At 35.0% G+C, this 16179-nt stretch carries 11 protein-coding genes, 2 tRNA genes and 2 rRNA genes (1 of these 15 only partly in view); 7 read left to right on the plus strand and 8 right to left on the minus strand.

Features of this window, described 5'->3' with window-relative positions:
- From AX016_RS15325 to AX016_RS15340, 4 genes are all read right to left on the minus strand, one after another.
- A 23S ribosomal RNA gene (locus tag AX016_RS15325) occupies window positions 1-710 on the minus strand (it extends 2115 nt beyond the left edge of the window).
- Window positions 711-855: 145 nt separating this feature from the next.
- Window positions 856-932: transfer RNA gene (locus tag AX016_RS15330), tRNA-Ala, on the minus strand.
- A gap of 180 nt (window positions 933-1112) precedes the next feature.
- Window positions 1113-1186, minus strand: a tRNA-Ile gene (locus tag AX016_RS15335).
- A 115-nt stretch (window positions 1187-1301) separates the two neighbouring features.
- Window positions 1302-2821, minus strand: a 16S ribosomal RNA gene (locus tag AX016_RS15340).
- Together the 16S and 23S rRNA genes with 2 tRNA genes alongside form the textbook arrangement of a ribosomal RNA operon.
- Before the next feature lie 812 nt (window positions 2822-3633).
- On the opposite strand from AX016_RS15340, the gene thrS reads away from it, so the two are divergent.
- From thrS to AX016_RS15370, 6 genes are all read left to right on the plus strand, one after another.
- Entirely contained in the window at window positions 3634-5577 is a 1944-nt protein-coding gene (gene thrS / locus AX016_RS15345) for a threonine--tRNA ligase (protein WP_100896449.1), read from the plus strand.
- 39 nt (window positions 5578-5616) lie between these two features.
- On the plus strand, window positions 5617-6165 hold the full coding sequence (gene infC / locus AX016_RS15350) for a translation initiation factor IF-3 (protein ID WP_100896450.1): 549 nt from the start codon (window positions 5617-5619) through the stop codon (window positions 6163-6165).
- A 108-nt stretch (window positions 6166-6273) separates the two neighbouring features.
- Complete coding sequence (gene rpmI / locus AX016_RS15355; protein WP_034647033.1) at window positions 6274-6471, plus strand: 50S ribosomal protein L35; 198 nt, start codon at window positions 6274-6276, stop codon at window positions 6469-6471.
- Between the two features lie 96 nt (window positions 6472-6567).
- The gene (gene rplT, locus AX016_RS15360) at window positions 6568-6912 is read left to right on the plus strand and encodes a 50S ribosomal protein L20 (protein ID WP_013621964.1); all 345 of its coding nucleotides are present in this window, start codon (window positions 6568-6570) and stop codon (window positions 6910-6912) included.
- A 350-nt stretch (window positions 6913-7262) separates the two neighbouring features.
- Complete coding sequence (locus tag AX016_RS15365; RefSeq protein ID WP_100896451.1) at window positions 7263-7649, plus strand: DUF4870 domain-containing protein; 387 nt, start codon at window positions 7263-7265, stop codon at window positions 7647-7649.
- Window positions 7650-7747: 98 nt separating this feature from the next.
- Window positions 7748-8551, plus strand: coding sequence for an HAD family hydrolase (locus tag AX016_RS15370; protein WP_100896452.1), 804 nt, complete (start codon window positions 7748-7750; stop codon window positions 8549-8551).
- Here the strand turns inward: AX016_RS15370 and AX016_RS15375 are convergent.
- The 4 genes from AX016_RS15375 to AX016_RS15390 all read right to left on the minus strand — a co-directional run bounded on the left by AX016_RS15375 (window position 8548) and on the right by AX016_RS15390 (window position 14912).
- A complete protein-coding gene (locus AX016_RS15375) occupies window positions 8548-9807 on the minus strand; it encodes an asparagine synthetase B (RefSeq protein ID WP_198519448.1) in 1260 nt (419 codons plus the stop codon). The genes AX016_RS15370 and AX016_RS15375 overlap by 4 nt on opposite strands.
- A gap of 125 nt (window positions 9808-9932) precedes the next feature.
- On the minus strand, window positions 9933-11483 hold the full coding sequence (dnaB, locus tag AX016_RS15380) for a replicative DNA helicase (protein ID WP_100896453.1): 1551 nt from the start codon (window positions 11481-11483) through the stop codon (window positions 9933-9935).
- A 168-nt stretch (window positions 11484-11651) separates the two neighbouring features.
- A complete protein-coding gene (locus AX016_RS15385; protein WP_100896454.1) occupies window positions 11652-12605 on the minus strand; it encodes an acetyl-CoA carboxylase carboxyltransferase subunit alpha in 954 nt (317 codons plus the stop codon).
- A 120-nt stretch (window positions 12606-12725) separates the two neighbouring features.
- Complete coding sequence (locus AX016_RS15390) at window positions 12726-14912, minus strand: glutamine synthetase III family protein (RefSeq protein WP_100896455.1); 2187 nt, start codon at window positions 14910-14912, stop codon at window positions 12726-12728.
- A gap of 204 nt (window positions 14913-15116) precedes the next feature.
- Here AX016_RS15390 and AX016_RS15395 point away from each other — a divergent pair, with 204 nt between their 5' ends.
- The gene (locus AX016_RS15395) at window positions 15117-16133 is read left to right on the plus strand and encodes a glutamine synthetase beta-grasp domain-containing protein (RefSeq protein WP_100896456.1); all 1017 of its coding nucleotides are present in this window, start codon (window positions 15117-15119) and stop codon (window positions 16131-16133) included.
- Window positions 16134-16179: the final 46 nt, after the last annotated feature.

The raw sequence follows: 16179 nt of genomic DNA on the forward strand, positions 1-16179 counted from the left end.
CACACGGTTTCGCGTCTACTACTACCAACTATGGTCGCCCTATTCAGACTCGCTTTCGCTACGGCTCCGGTCCATAAGACCTTAACCTTGCTGGTAAAAGTAACTCGTAGGCTCATTATGCAAAAGGCACGCCGTCACCCCTAAAGGCTCCGACCGCTTGTAAGCGTATGGTTTCAGGATCTTTTTCACTCCCTTGTTCAGGGTTCTTTTCACCTTTCCCTCACGGTACTGGTTCACTATCGGTCTCTCAGGAGTATTTAGTCTTAACGGATGGTCCCGCCAAATTCACACAAGGTTTCACGTGCCCGTGCTACTCAGGATACCACTATCGGTAATGGTCTTTACTTATACAGGGCTATCACCTGATACTGCTACGCTTTCCAACGTATTCTAATTCATAACACACCAAATGTCGTGGTCCTACAACCCCAATATTGCCGAAACAATATTGGTTTGGACTAATCCGCGTTCGCTCGCCACTACTAACGGAATCACTTTTGTTTTCTCCTCCTCCGGGTACTTAGATGTTTCAGTTCTCCGGGTTTGCTTCTCTTTCGAGATGACATATCTTCAATATGCCGGGTTGCCCCATTCGGATACTTGCGGATCATATCATATGTGCTGATCCCCGCAAATTTTCGCAGCTTATCGCGTCCTTCTTCGCCTCTGAGAGCCTAGGCATTCCCCATACGCCCTTTTATAACTTGTCACTACTAGATACTTTACAAATATCTAATAGCCTCTTGCTCTTCTCTATTTCGTATTCTTTTTATTTCTTATCGTGATAATTACCCCTGTGGTAATTATACACAATGTCCCAATATGTCAATGAACGTTTTTCAGTACAATACTGAATGGTGGAGAATATCGGAGTCGAACCGATGACCTCCTGCGTGCAAGGCAGGCGCTCTAGCCAGCTGAGCTAATCCCCCATATACTAAAAGTAGTATATAGTAGCTTGTAGTTAGTACTGCCAACTACTACTCAACTCCAGAATTTCCTTCTACATTACGTTTATAATGTTATCTCAATACAATCAAACTAAGCAACTATAGCCTCTTCATTTACCCTAACTACTTCCGTAAACCTTACTCTTGATAAGCATTACTTAGTAGTCCCAGGCAGACTCGAACTGCCGACCTCTACATTATCAGTGTAGCGCTCTAACCAGCTGAGCTATGGGACTCAATCTTAGTTGTTGTATCTTAATATTTTGAAGTGACAGCGAAAAAAGAAAATAAATCTAATTATAACTAAATTTTTACTACATAATCTAATATGTAACGGTCGTCTTTCTCTAGAAAGGAGGTGTTCCAGCCGCACCTTCCGGTACGGCTACCTTGTTACGACTTAGCCCTAGTTACCAGTTTTACCCTAGGTCGCTCCTTGCGGTGACGAACTTCAGGTACCCCCAGCTTCCATGGCTTGACGGGCGGTGTGTACAAGGCCCGGGAACGTATTCACCGGATCATGGCTGATATCCGATTACTAGCGATTCCAGCTTCACGGAGTCGAGTTGCAGACTCCGATCCGAACTGTGATAGGTTTTATAGATTCGCTCCTTATCGCTAAGTGGCTGCTCTCTGTACCTACCATTGTAGCACGTGTGTGGCCCAGGACGTAAGGGCCGTGATGATTTGACGTCATCCCCACCTTCCTCACGGTTTGCACCGGCAGTCTTGCTAGAGTCCCCACCATAATGTGCTGGTAACTAACAACAGGGGTTGCGCTCGTTATAGGACTTAACCTGACACCTCACGGCACGAGCTGACGACAACCATGCAGCACCTTGTAAATTGCCCGAAGGAAAGTCTATCTCTAAACCTGTCAATCTACATTTAAGCCCTGGTAAGGTTCCTCGCGTATCATCGAATTAAACCACATGCTCCACCGCTTGTGCGGGCCCCCGTCAATTCCTTTGAGTTTCATTCTTGCGAACGTACTCCCCAGGTGGGATACTTATCACTTTCGCTTGGCCGCGCAGTCCGAAAACCACACAGCTAGTATCCATCGTTTACGGCGTGGACTACCAGGGTATCTAATCCTGTTCGCTACCCACGCTTTCGTCCATCAGCGTCAATATATTGTTAGTGATCTGCCTTCGCAATCGGTATTCTATGTAATATCTATGCATTTCACCGCTACACTACATATTCTAACCACTTCACAATAATTCAAGACCATCAGTATCAAAGGCAATTCTACAGTTGAGCTGCAAACTTTCACCCCTGACTTAATGGCCCGCCTACGGACCCTTTAAACCCAATAATTCCGGATAACGCTCGGACCCTCCGTATTACCGCGGCTGCTGGCACGGAGTTAGCCGGTCCTTATTCTTACAGTACCGTCACCAGACTACACGTAGTCCTTATTCTTCCTGTATAAAAGCAGTTTACAATCCATAGGACCGTCTTCCTGCACGCGGCATGGCTGGATCAGAGTCTCCTCCATTGTCCAATATTCCTCACTGCTGCCTCCCGTAGGAGTCTGGTCCGTGTCTCAGTACCAGTGTGGGGGATCCCCCTCTCAGGGCCCCTAACCATCGTAGTCTTGGTAAGCCGTTACCTTACCAACAAACTAATGGTACGCATACTCATCTTACACCGTAATCTTTATTATTAAAATGATGCCATCTTAATAAACTATAAGGTATTAATCCAAATTTCTCTGGGCTATCCCTTAGTATAAGGCAGATTGTATACGCGTTACGCACCCGTGCGCCGGTCGTCAGCAGAAGCAAGCTCCCCTGTTACCCCTCGACTTGCATGTGTTAAGCCTGCCGCTAGCGTTCATCCTGAGCCAGGATCAAACTCTTCATCGTTGTTTTGTAAATATTCTTAACAACCTAAAATCGTCTTCAACCAAACTCATTCTCTTTTTTAATTCAATAACACTACAAGTAGTATTATTTTGCTGTCTCTTCAATATGTCAAATGAACTTTTAATTCTTGTAGAAATACTAGACTCGAACTAGCTGATTCTCAAAACAAATCATTCCAAAATTTCTTATCGTTTTGTCCTCTCTGAAAGCGGTTGCAAATGTAAAACGTTTTTTTAAACTGACAAAATAAAAAATTAAATTATTTTACTGTTTATTTCCGCTTAACAACCTTGTCAAATTCGGACTGCAAAAGTAGTTCTTTTAATTGTTACCAAACAAGCTTTTTTTAACTTATTTCTTAACCTTATTTTTAAACTAATTTTACGCTTTTCTCAATGAACTTTGCTAACTTTAATGACGTATGTTTTTCCGTTAGCGGGTGCAAATATAGGCAGCTTTTCTAACACCACAAGTCTTTTTTACATCTTTTTTAAAAGTATTTTTAAAACAAGCTTTACTACGCTATTTTTCAGACGTTTAAAACCCATTCTTTTTTGATGCTTTTTAAAAAAATATCAGTCCGCGAGTTTTAACCGCTCTTAAACCCTATTACTTTAACTATTGAATGGCGATTATCGACCTATAGAATTATTTGAATTAACACTAGACAATTACTACCATTATATATAGGTATATAACCTCTGTTACAAAAACAACAAGTATTAATGTTGTTATAGTGTAAAATATCTAATTTATTATTGTTAGGGTGAAAACAAGATATTATCTTTGTAGACTATATATTAATAATAGGTATGATTAAAATTACTTTACCAGACGGTACTTTAAAAGAATTTTCCGAAGGAAGCACTCCTATGGACGTTGCTAAAAGCATTAGCGAAGGATTTGCTAGAAATGTTATTTCTGCAAAATTTAATGATACCACGGTAGAAACCGTTACCCCTTTAACCGAAGATGGTTCTTTGGTTTTATATACTTGGAATGACACCGAAGGAAAGCAAGCTTTTTGGCACTCGTCTTCACACATTGTTGCGCAGGCTATAGAAGAACTATACCCTGGTGTTAAATTAACCATTGGCCCGTCTATTGAAAACGGATTTTATTATGATGTTGATTTGGGTGACGACAGATCTATATCTGATAAAGATTTTCCTAAAATAGAAAAGAAAGCAATTGAAATTGCAAGAGGGAAACACGATTTTAAAATGCGCTCCGTTACCAAAGCAGAAGCTTTAACTTTATATAAAGAACAAGGTAACGAATACAAGACCGAATTAATTGAAAATTTAGAAGACGGTACTATTACTTTTTGCGACCACGATACCTTTACTGATTTATGTAGAGGTGGCCACATACCTAATACAGGTATTGTAAAAGCTATAAAAATATTAAGTGTTGCTGGTGCATACTGGAGGGGTGACGAAAACAAAACACAACTTACACGTATATACGGTATCTCTTTCCCTAAACAGAAAGAACTTACTGAGTACTTAGAGCTACTAGAGCAAGCAAAACAAAGAGACCATAGAAAATTAGGAAAGGAACTTGAGCTTTTTACTTTTTCACAGAAAGTTGGTGCAGGTTTACCTTTATGGCTACCAAAAGGCGCTGCTTTAAGAGAAAGATTAGAAAACTTTTTAAAGAAAGCACAAAAGAAGGCTGGTTACGAAATGGTTGTAACACCACATATAGGACAAAAAGAACTATACGTAACGTCTGGGCATTATGCCAAATACGGTGAAGATAGTTTTCAGCCAATAAAAACTCCTAAAATGGATGAAGAGTTTTTATTAAAACCGATGAACTGTCCACACCACTGTGAGGTTTTTAATTTTAAACCACATTCTTACAAAGATTTACCAAAGCGTTATGCAGAATTTGGTACTGTTTATAGATACGAACAAAGTGGAGAACTACACGGATTAACACGTGTTAGAGGTTTTACTCAGGATGATGCTCATATTTTTTGTACTCCAGAACAATTAGATGAAGAGTTTAAAGATGTGATTGATTTAGTACTTTATGTATTTGGATCTTTGGGTTTTGAAAACTTTAAAGCACAAGTATCTGTAAGAGATTTAAATAATCCCGACAAATACATAGGTAATGTTGAAAACTGGGAAAAAGCAGAAAATGCAATTATAAATGCAGCCAAAGAAAAAGGTCTTGATTTTGTTATAGAAAGTGGTGAAGCTGCATTTTATGGTCCTAAGTTAGACTTTATGGTAAAAGATGCATTAGGTAGAAACTGGCAGTTAGGAACAATACAAGTAGATTACAACTTACCAGAACGTTTTGAGCTTACATATAAAGGTAGTGACAATGAAGACCACAGACCTGTAATGATACACCGTGCACCTTTTGGAAGTATGGAACGTTTTATTGCCATATTACTTGAGCACACAGGAGGTAATTTCCCATTATGGCTAACACCAGAACAAGTAATAATACTGCCTGTTAGCGAGAAATATGAGAAATATGCGAAAAAAGTTTTAAATTCATTAGAAAATGACGAAATTCGCGCCCTGCTAGACAACAGAAACGAAACGGTTGGTAAGAAAATTAGGGAAGCAGAGATGAATAAAATCCCTTTTATGATTATCATTGGCGAGAATGAAGAGGCTACAAACACAATATCTGTGCGTAAACACGGAGGTGAAGATTTAGGCTCTATCTCAATAAAAGATTTTAGTGACTTGGTAACTAGCGAAATAAATAGTACCTTAAAGTCGTTTTAAAAAAATAGAAGTTTAATCTAAAAATTATTAGTTATAGCAATTAGAAAGAGATTTAGGCCACAGCCGAGGAGAGAGAATAAAAACCCGCACAATATTAACAGCGATATAAAAGTACCTAATGTACGTTTGGTTGGTGATAATGTAGAGGTTGGTGTTTACACGACTAAAGTGGCGTTAGCAAAAGCAGAGGAGTTAGAATTAGATTTGGTAGAAATCTCACCAAAAGCAGATCCTCCTGTGTGTAAAATTATAGATTACAAGAAGTTCTTATACGAACAAAAGAAGCGTGAAAAGGTTATGAAAGCCAAAGCGTCTAAAGTTGTTGTTAAAGAAATACGTTTTGGACCACAAACTGATGATCATGATTATGAGTTTAAGAAAAAACACGCAGAGAAATTTTTAAAGGATGGTGCTAAATTAAAAGCATATGTGTTCTTTAAAGGTAGATCTATTGTCTATAAAGATCAAGGAGAAATATTGTTGTTACGTCTTGCTCAAGAACTAGAAGAACTAGGTAAAGTAGAGCAAATGCCAAAGTTAGAAGGTAAAAGAATGACAATGTTTTTAGCTCCTAAAACGAAAAAATAAAAATACTTTTAGTTAAGTATTTTAAAATAAACCAAATGTAATAGTTTGGAATACTAAGCGAGAAATACCGGAGTTTTTTCGGTATTTAATTTATTAAATAGGAGAAAAATGCCTAAAATGAAAACTAAATCCAGTGCTAAAAAGCGTTTTAAGCTTACAGGTACAGGTAAAATAAAAAGAAAGCACGCTTTTAAGAGTCACATTTTGACAAAAAAATCTAAGAAGCGTAAGCTTGCATTAACTCATAGTGGATTAGTACATGAGTCTGATGTAAAAAGTATTAAAGAGCAGTTACGTTTAAAGTAATTAGATTCTTTACGGTAATTATTATTAACCATGGAGTTAGGCTTAAAAACAAAGTGTCTTAATTAAGACCGCCTACTACAAAAAAAATTAAAATTTATGCCAAGATCAGTAAATTCAGTTGCTTCTAGAGCCAGAAGAAAAAAGGTTATGAAGCAAGCCAAAGGTTACTTTGGAAGACGTAAAAACGTTTGGACAGTAGCTAAAAATGCGGTTGAAAAAGCAATGCAATATGCTTACAGAGACCGTAGAGTTAAGAAAAGAAATTTCCGTGCTTTATGGATTACTCGTATTAATGCGGGTGCTAGATTACATGGAATGTCTTACTCTCAGTTTATGGGTAAAGTTAAAGCTAACAACATTGAGTTAAACCGTAAGGTTTTAGCTGATTTAGCTATGAACCACCCAGAAGCTTTTAAAGCTATTGTAAACAAGGTAAAGTAAAAAAATAATTCATCTCGCTTAGGTGAATAAAACCTGCTCTTTTATGAGCAGGTTTTTTTTTGACAAAACTTTAAGCTTTAGTAACACAATATTTACACTTATGAAATGTTTTATACTATAGCTAATATTTTATTTAAAATAAAAAGCAACCTTTAGGCAGTTTTACATCTACCTAAAACAATAAACATTATAAATACAGAAACGATTATGACAGGAGAATTTGCAGAGATGACTGACTTCTTAATTAACCTTACCGAGAAAAACCCATACTTTTTTATTACGTTATGCATACTAATTACTGCTTTTTTAACGTTCTTTGAACTACGAAAAAAACATCATAAAAACAGTTAATGCACAATAACGAATTACAAGAAGATTACAGCTCTATATCCTTAATGCATTATTCTCAGCTCCTAAATTTTTTAGGCCCTTTTGGCATTATTGTGCCAATTATAATATGGTCCTCAAAAAAAAAGGATATAAAAGATATGGATGAGCATGGTAGAGCTGTAATTAATTTTCAAATTAGTGTACTAATTTACTCTGTTGTATTTTCTATACTACTGTTAGTATCTATGGTTTTATCGTTATTCATTGTAGGCTTTTTGTTTTTGTTTATACTATTTTTTGTTGGTATTGCACTAGCTTTATTAATGATAATAACTCCAATAATGGGTGGTATGGCAGCTTCTGAAAAAAGACTATACAAATATCCAATGAGTATTAAGTTTCTTTAATGAACAAACCTCTATAATTTACAAAATGATTAAGTATTATTTATACTAATCTTTTAAGATAAAGAATATCTTTGCTACTTATAATTTAGCAAAAACATATGGATTTATCTAAAGTAAAAATGGTTGTTACAGATATGGACGGCACCTTACTAAACTCTAAACACGAGGTTAGTGAAAAGTTCCTTAATCAATTTAAAAAATTAAAAGAAAACAACATTTTATTTGTTGCTGCCAGCGGTAGACAATACCATAGTATAGTAGATAAATTACACCCTATAAAAAATGATATTTTAGTTATTGCTGAAAATGGTGCCATTGCAAAAGACAAAGACAAGGAGTTGCTGCAAACTGGCTTAGATAAAAATACTATATTAGAACTGCTAGACTTAATTTCTACCATAGACAATGTTTATCCTGTACTCTGCGGCAAAAAGAAAGCCTATATCTCATCTAACTCTGAAGAATTTATTATGAAATTTAAAGAGTACTATGCTGAATATGCACTTTTAGAGAATCTAAAAAGTTATGATGATGATATTTTAAAAATAGCAATTTATCATTTTGAAAGCTCTGAAACCTTTATCTATCCAAAGGTAAAACACTTAGAATCTAATTTAAAGGTGAAAATATCTGGAGAAAATTGGCTAGACTTATCTCATAATGATGCACACAAGGGACACGCTTTAAAAAAACTCCAAGACATGTTTAATATTTCTTCTGCAGAAACTATGGTGTTTGGAGATTTTAATAATGATTTAGAGATGCTTGCCCTTGCAGATTTTAGTTTTGCAATGAAAAATGCACACCCAAACGTTACAAAAGCCGCTAACTACAGCACCAAAAGTAATGATGAATATGGCGTTGAAACTATTTTAGATCTACTTTTAGAAACTAGAAATTAAGTCTTTTTCTTTTTTTTACGAGCAGCAGGAAACAATACATTATTTAATATTAGCCTATAACCAGGGGATGTAGGATGCAACTCTAACTCGGTTTTTGGATCCCCTACCCTGTGCTGATAGTCTTCTGGATCATGACCACCGTAAAAAGTAAAAAAGCCTTTTCCTTTTATACCGTGAATATACCTAGCCTCATTATTTATTTTATTTTCTCCTAAAACCAAAACATTTGATTTTATTAATAATCTATTAAAAGATGTTGTTTGCCCCATAAACCCTTTTACCAAGGAAGTATGGTTTTGACAAAGCATTGTTGGTACTGGATCCCACTTTGCTGAAAAATCCATTAACGAAAAATAATCAGTTTCTTTAGATATTTGTCTTTTTTGAGTCATATCTATATTCGAAAATTCATAAACCATTGGGTTACGCTCTAGTGTAAAATCTTTAAACGCAAATGTTTTTTTATAATCTATTTGAGTTTGGTAACTAGGATCAGATGCATCACCATCAAACATTGGCTCACAAATATCTACACCTTCTGCAGATAAAGCAATATCAAAACTATCTGTAGCGGAACACATAGCAAACATAAAACCACCTCCTATTACGTAGTTTCTAATTTTTGTAGCAACTGCTGCTTTTTCCTCAGAAACTTTAGAATACCCTAGTTTGCTAGCCAATTCTTCAGATTTCTTTTTATTTTCTATATACCACGGAGCAGCTTTGTAACTACCATAAAACTTACCATACTGACCCGTAAAATCTTCATGGTGCAAATGTAGCCAATCATATAAAGCCAGTTTATCACTTAAAACTTCCTCGTCATAAATGGTAACATAAGGAATTTCTGCATACGTTAACACCATAGTAACAGCATCATCCCATGGCTGATTGCCCTTGGGTGAGTACACTGCAACTTTAGGTGCTTTTTCTAAAATAACTGCATCTTGATTTTTAGACGGGCTGCTAATTTCTTCTAAAATTTGTTCTGATTGAGCTGTAGATAAAACCTCAAAAGAAACTCCTCTTATTTGACATTCTTTACGAATAGCATCACCATCTGGTAGAAGAAAAGAACCACCTCTGTAATTTAACAACCAATGTACTTTTTGCTGTTTAGCTAATACCCAATAGGTTATACCATATGCTTTTAAATGATTTTTTTGACTTTCTGCATCCATAGGAATTAGAATGTTAGAAGCCATTGTACATAGCGTACACAAAAGAAAAGAAAAAAGTAAAAGGTATTTGCGCATTCTAAATGATATTTTTTGCCTTTTAAAGGTAAGTAAATCTCATTTTATATTGCCTAAGCAAATCTTAAAAAGCAAAAAAAATTGTTCTACACATAAAAAGCACAGAACAATTTTTAAATATTTAATTAAAAAGGAACGTCATTATCGTCCTCGGGAGGTAATCCATCATTCATAGAACTACCAAAAGCCTCATTTGCACTTGGCAACCCTTGTGTTAAAAATGGATTTTCTTCGTTTTCATTCATTTTAGATTGAAATTCTACAGGAGAATCAAAATCATCTAGGTTATCAAACTTACCTTGACTACCAATAAATTTAAGTCTAATATTTTCTAAACCACCATTCCTGTGTTTTGCTACAATAAATTCACCCTGACCTTGTGTTGGAGAGTGTTCATCATCATCCCACTCATCAATTTTATAGTATTCTGGTCTGTAAATAAACGATACAATATCGGCATCTTGTTCAATTGCTCCAGATTCACGTAAATCTGATAGAATTGGTCTTTTACTGCCACCACGTGTTTCTACTGCCCTTGATAACTGTGAAAGTGCAATTACTGGCACATTAAGTTCTTTTGCTAGTGCTTTTAAGTTTCTAGAAATTGTAGAAATTTCTTGTTCCCTGTTTCCTCCTTTTTGTGTTCCACCTGCGGTCATAAGCTGCAAATAATCAATCATGATCATTTTTATACCGTGTTGTGATGCTAGTCTTCTACATTTTGCTCTTAAGTCAAAAATAGAAAGAGACGGAGTGTCATCTATAAACAACGGTGCAGACTCTAATGTTTTTACTTTAACATTTAACTGCTCCCACTCGTGTTTTTCTAATTTACCTGTACGTAGTTTTTCTGATGACAAACCTGTTTCTGAAGAAATAAGTCTTGTTATTAACTGTACAGAAGACATCTCTAATGAGAAAAAGGCAACTGGCATTTGAGATTGTACTGCCATATTACGCGCCATAGATAAGGTAAATGCTGTTTTACCCATACCAGGACGTGCTGCTACAATAATTAAATCACTGGGCTGCCAACCAGATGTTAACTCATCTAACTTATGAAAACCAGATGGTACACCACTTAAACCTTCTTTACCAGATATTTCTTCAATTCTTTTCTTAGCCTGTATTACTAAGTTTTGCGCTGTTTCTGCAGAACGTTTTAAGTTACCCTGTGTAACATCATACAATTTAGATTCTGCTGCATCTAATAAATCAAATACATCTGTAGCATCTTCATATGCTTCCTGTATAATTTCATTAGAAATTTTTATTAAACTTCTTTGAATAAATTTCTGAAGAATAATTCTAGCGTGAAACTCTATATGAGCAGAAGATGTAACTTTTTGGGTTAATTTAATAAGGTAAAAATCTCCTCCTGAAACATCTAACTTCCCATCTTGCTTTAATTGGGTAGAAACAGTTAATAAATCTATCGGTTCAGAAGATTCAAACAACTTAAAAATTGCTTCATATATATTTTTGTGTGCTTCTTTATAAAAAACATCTGGATGTAAAATATCTATAACTTCATCTACACCTTTTTTATCAATCATCATTGCACCAATCACAACCTCCTCTAAATCAACGGCTTGTGGCGGTATTTTTCCTCTCTCTAAATTTATAATTGTAGATTTATCTATCTTATGTCCTACTACTGGGCTTGGCTTATCCATATTTGCTAAAGTATGCAATTAACGTTTAGTTAACTTATAAAATGGGTGTAGTGATATTCACTATTGATTAACAATTGACCTGTTGATAAGTTACGAATTTGTGTTCATAACCAAAAAAAATCCAAAGATTAAACTTTGGATTTTTATTATTTTGAATAAAAATGCCTGTTAGCCATTAAAGACTCCCATACTTTCATATTTACCCATTCTGTTTTCTACCAATTCTTTTGGTGATAACTTTTTAAGATCATCAAAATGAGAAATAATTTTGTTTTTTACAATTGTAAAATTCTTATCTCTGTTTGCATGAGCTCCACCTGCTGGTTCACGTACAATTTCATCAATAAGTTTTAATTTCTTCATATCTGTTGCTGTAAGTTTTAATGCTTCAGCAGCTTGCTCTTTATACTCCCAGCTTCTCCATAAAATTGAAGAACAAGATTCTGGAGAGATTACAGAGTACCACGTATTTTCTAACATTAGTACTTTATCACCAACACCAATACCTAATGCACCACCAGAAGCACCTTCTCCTATTATTACAACAATAATTGGCACTTTAAGGCGTGTCATTTCTAATATATTACGTGCAATAGCCTCACCTTGCCCACGTTCTTCTGCTTCAATACCTGGGTAAGCACCTGGAGTATCTATAAAACATACAACAGGAACATCAAACTTTTCAGCAGATTTCATTAAACGTAATGCTTTACGGTAGCCCTCTGGGTTAGCCATACCAAAATTACGATACTGTCTGGTTTTAGTATTGTATCCTTTTTGCTGACCAATAAACATAAAACTTTGGTCACCAATTTTACCAAGACCACCAATCATTGCTTTATCATCTTTTACATTACGATCTCCGTGAAGCTCTAAAAAAGTATCTCCGCAGATTGCGTTTATGTAGTCTAATGTATAAGGTCTGTTTGGGTGTCTAGATAATTGCACCCTTTGCCAAGGTGTAAGATTTTTATATATATCTTTTCTAGTCTCTGTTAATTTTTTCTCTATCTGCTTACAAGTTTCAGATACATCAACATCACTCTCCTTGCCAATTATCTGACACTTATCTAGCTGCTCTTCTAGCTCTTTGATAGGGAGTTCAAAGTCTAAATATTCCATATTTTCAAATAGGTTTGATTTATATCAAGAAACAAATATATGATATTAATGTAACTCACCCATTAGACATCTAAAAAAATACTAAAAATATCTAAAAAGCAACTATTAAAATCTTTGCCTTTATTTTGTAAATAACAGCTCTCTATATTTTGTTAAAGGCCATAACTCATTCTCTATCAACTGCTCTAGCTTATCACTATGGTGTCTAATTTCTTCAAAAAACGGTTTTACATTATCACAATAAGCAAATGCTTTTTTACTTAAATCTTTTAAGTTATTTGCATCTCTACGTGCTTGGGTCATAGCATCTGTCTTTTCTTTAATACCATTTATATGCTCTAGAATTTCTTCTAAAATAGTAGTTTGCGAAGCTGCCATTGTTTTATAAGAATCGCCATAAATGCTTTTTAAACCTACTATAGTTTGTATTAATTTATTTTGATAAGCCAATGCTGCTGGCACAATATGACTATAGACTAACTCATTAAAAACACGACCTTCTATTTGTACATGCATGATATATGATTCTAGCTCAATTTCTTGCCTAGCTGTAATCTCTACATCACTCATTACCTTCATAGACTTAAAAAGGTCTAAACTCTCTTTAGAAGTTAAAACTTTTAAAGCTTGAGGTGTATTTTTGTTATTACTTAATTTTCTTTTTTTAGCTTCTTTTTCCCATTCTTTACTATAACCATCACCATCAAACCTAATTCTTTTAGATGTTTTGATATACTCTCTTAAAACGTTAAAAACAGCTTCGTCCTTTTTAAGACTCTTATTATCTATAAGTTCATCTACCTCTGTTTTAAATTCTATTAATTGCTTTGCTACAATTGTATTTAAAACCGTCATTGGTTTAGAGCAGTTTGTTTTAGAGCCAACACCACGCATCTCAAACTTATTACCTGTAAAAGCAAAAGGTGACGTTCTGTTTCTATCTGTATTGTCTAAAAGTATTTCTGGTATTTTACCAACTACATTTAACTTAAGTTCTGTTTTTTCTTCTGGTGATAATTTTCCTTTAGAAACACCTTCTAACTCATCTAAAACCCTACTTAATTGCGTGCCTATAAAGATTGAAAAAATTGCTGGTGGCGCTTCATTAGCTCCTAACCTATGATCGTTACTTGCAGATGCTATTGAAGATCTTAGCAACTCCTCATACGTATCTACTGCTTTTATTGTATTGATAAAGAACGTTAAAAACTGAAGATTTTTCATTGGCGTAGAACCAGGACTTAACAAGTTAGTACCTGTATCTGTTGCTAACGACCAATTGTTATGCTTACCAGAACCATTTATATGTGCAAATGGCTTTTCATGAAACAAGACTTTTAAATTATGTTTGTCTGCAATTTTATCCATAACATCCATTAATAATAGGTTATGGTCTACTGCAAGGTTTGCTTCTTCAAAAACCGGAGCAAGCTCAAACTGATTAGGAGCAACCTCATTATGTCTGGTTTTAACAGGTATACCTAGTTTAATACACTCTACCTCTAGCTCTTTCATAAAGTTAAGCACCCTACTAGGAATAACACCAAAATAATGATCATCTAATTGTTGTCCTTTTGCTGCATGATGACCAACCAAAGTTCTACCTGTAAGTATAATATCTGGTCTAGAGTATGCCAAAGCCTTATCTATAACAAAATACTCTTGCTCCCAACCTAAAGTAGCATTTACTTTAGTTACATTTTTATCAAAATATTTAGCTACAGCAGTTGCTGCCTCATCTACAGCAGATAATGCACGTAAAAGAGGTGCCTTGTTATCTAAAGCTTCACCAGTATAAGAAACAAATATTGTAGGTATACATAAAGTTTTATCATATATAAAAGCTGCAGAAGTAGGGTCCCATGCGGTATATCCTCTTGCTTCAAACGTATTTCTAATTCCTCCACTAGGAAAACTAGAAGCATCTGGTTCCTGCTGTACCAATTGTCCGCCTCCAAATTTTTCTAAAGCTCGCCCATCATTTAAAACATCAAAAAAAGCATCATGTTTTTCTGCTGTTGTTCCGGTTAATGGCTGAAACCAATGTGTGTAATGCGTAGCACCCATTGTTATTGCCCAAGACTTTATACCTTCTGCTACTTGATCTGCTATTTTACGATCTATTTTAGCTCCAGAAAAAATAGCTTCTTTTACAGTTGCCAGCGCATCTTTGGTTAAGAACTGCAACATTCTTTCCTCGTTAAAAACATGGTTTCCAAATTTTTTAGAACGAGTTCCTTTTTCATTTATCACAAAATTTTGCCTAGACAAACTTTCTTTAACAGCATTGAACCTTACTAAAGACATATTTATAGTTTTAAAAGTGGTATGAATTGCAAAATTAGTAATTAAACTGATAAAAAATATAATATTTTTAATTAACCCCTAAAAAAATAAGGGTATCAAGAATTTCATCTAATAATTTAGCAATTACCCCTATAAAAATTATGGAGATACAATGAAAAAAATTACTTTTGCCTCATCTTTAATGAAATTACAACAATCAACATTATGAGCAAATCTAAATTAGAGTATATCTGGCTTGATGGTTACAAGCCAACTCAAAACATGAGAAGTAAAACTAAAGTAGTAGAAGACTTTAGTGGAAAACTAGAAGATTGCGAAATCTGGTCTTTTGATGGTTCATCAACAAGACAAGCTTCTGGTGGAGCTTCTGACTGTTTATTAAAACCTGTTGCTATATATCCAGACCCTGCACGTAAGGATGGTTATTTAGTAATGACTGAAGTTTTAAATGCAGATGGTACTCCTCACGAATCTAACGGAAGAGCTACAATCGATGATAACGACAATGATTTTTGGTTCGGTTTTGAGCAAGAATACTTTATTATGGATACGCAAACACAATTACCTTTAGGTTTCCCTATTGGTGGTTACCCTGCTCCACAAGGTATGTACTATTGCTCTGTTGGTGGTAAGCACACTCACGGTAGAGAATTAGTAGAAGAGCACGCTGATCTTTGTATTGAAGCTGGTTTAAACTTTGAAGGTATTAACCAAGAAGTTGCAAGTGGACAATGGGAATACCAATTATTTGCTAAAGGAGCTAAAAAAGCTGGTGATGAAATATGGGTATCTCGTTACTTATTAGATAGATTAACTGAGCAATATGGTTACTATATAGAATACCACCCTAAACCATTAGGTAAGGATATGGACTGGAACGGTTCTGGTATGCACGCAAACTTTTCTAATACAACTTTAAGAACTTGTGGTTCTCAAGAAACTTATGAGAAAATATGTGAAGCATTTAGACCAGTTGTTAAAGAGCACATTGCTGTTTACGGTGAGTTTAACGATCAACGTTTAACTGGTGAGCATGAGACTGCTTCTATTAACGATTTTAGTTATGGTATTTCTGATAGAGGAGCTTCTATTAGAATTCCTATTATTACAGTAGAAAAAGGCTGGAAAGGCTGGTTAGAAGACAGAAGACCTGCATCTAACGGAGATCCTTACAAAATTGCTGGAAGAATTATTAAAACTGTAAAATCTGCAAAGATTTAAGTATATAATTAAATTAATTGTTTTTAAAAACGCCTAAGAATTTTTC

The sequence above is a fragment of the Cellulophaga sp. RHA19 genome (assembly GCF_002813425.1).
Lineage (GTDB): Bacteria > Bacteroidota > Bacteroidia > Flavobacteriales > Flavobacteriaceae > Cellulophaga.

Excerpts from the sequence above, each read along its gene's own strand:
- thrS (WP_100896449.1), top strand. The coding sequence starts at position 3,634 with ATGATTAAAATTACTTTACCAGACGGTACTTTAAAAGAATTTTCCGAA.
- rpmI (WP_034647033.1), top strand. The coding sequence starts at position 6,274 with ATGCCTAAAATGAAAACTAAATCCAGTGCTAAAAAGCGTTTTAAGCTT.
- rplT (WP_013621964.1), top strand. The coding sequence starts at position 6,568 with ATGCCAAGATCAGTAAATTCAGTTGCTTCTAGAGCCAGAAGAAAAAAG.
- AX016_RS15365 (WP_100896451.1), top strand. The coding sequence starts at position 7,263 with ATGCACAATAACGAATTACAAGAAGATTACAGCTCTATATCCTTAATG.
- AX016_RS15370 (WP_100896452.1), top strand. The coding sequence starts at position 7,748 with ATGGATTTATCTAAAGTAAAAATGGTTGTTACAGATATGGACGGCACC.
- AX016_RS15375 (WP_198519448.1), bottom strand. The coding sequence starts at position 9,807 with ATGCGCAAATACCTTTTACTTTTTTCTTTTCTTTTGTGTACGCTATGT.
- dnaB (WP_100896453.1), bottom strand. The coding sequence starts at position 11,483 with ATGGATAAGCCAAGCCCAGTAGTAGGACATAAGATAGATAAATCTACA.
- AX016_RS15385 (WP_100896454.1), bottom strand. The coding sequence starts at position 12,605 with ATGGAATATTTAGACTTTGAACTCCCTATCAAAGAGCTAGAAGAGCAG.
- AX016_RS15390 (WP_100896455.1), bottom strand. The coding sequence starts at position 14,912 with ATGTCTTTAGTAAGGTTCAATGCTGTTAAAGAAAGTTTGTCTAGGCAA.
- AX016_RS15395 (WP_100896456.1), top strand. The coding sequence starts at position 15,117 with ATGAGCAAATCTAAATTAGAGTATATCTGGCTTGATGGTTACAAGCCA.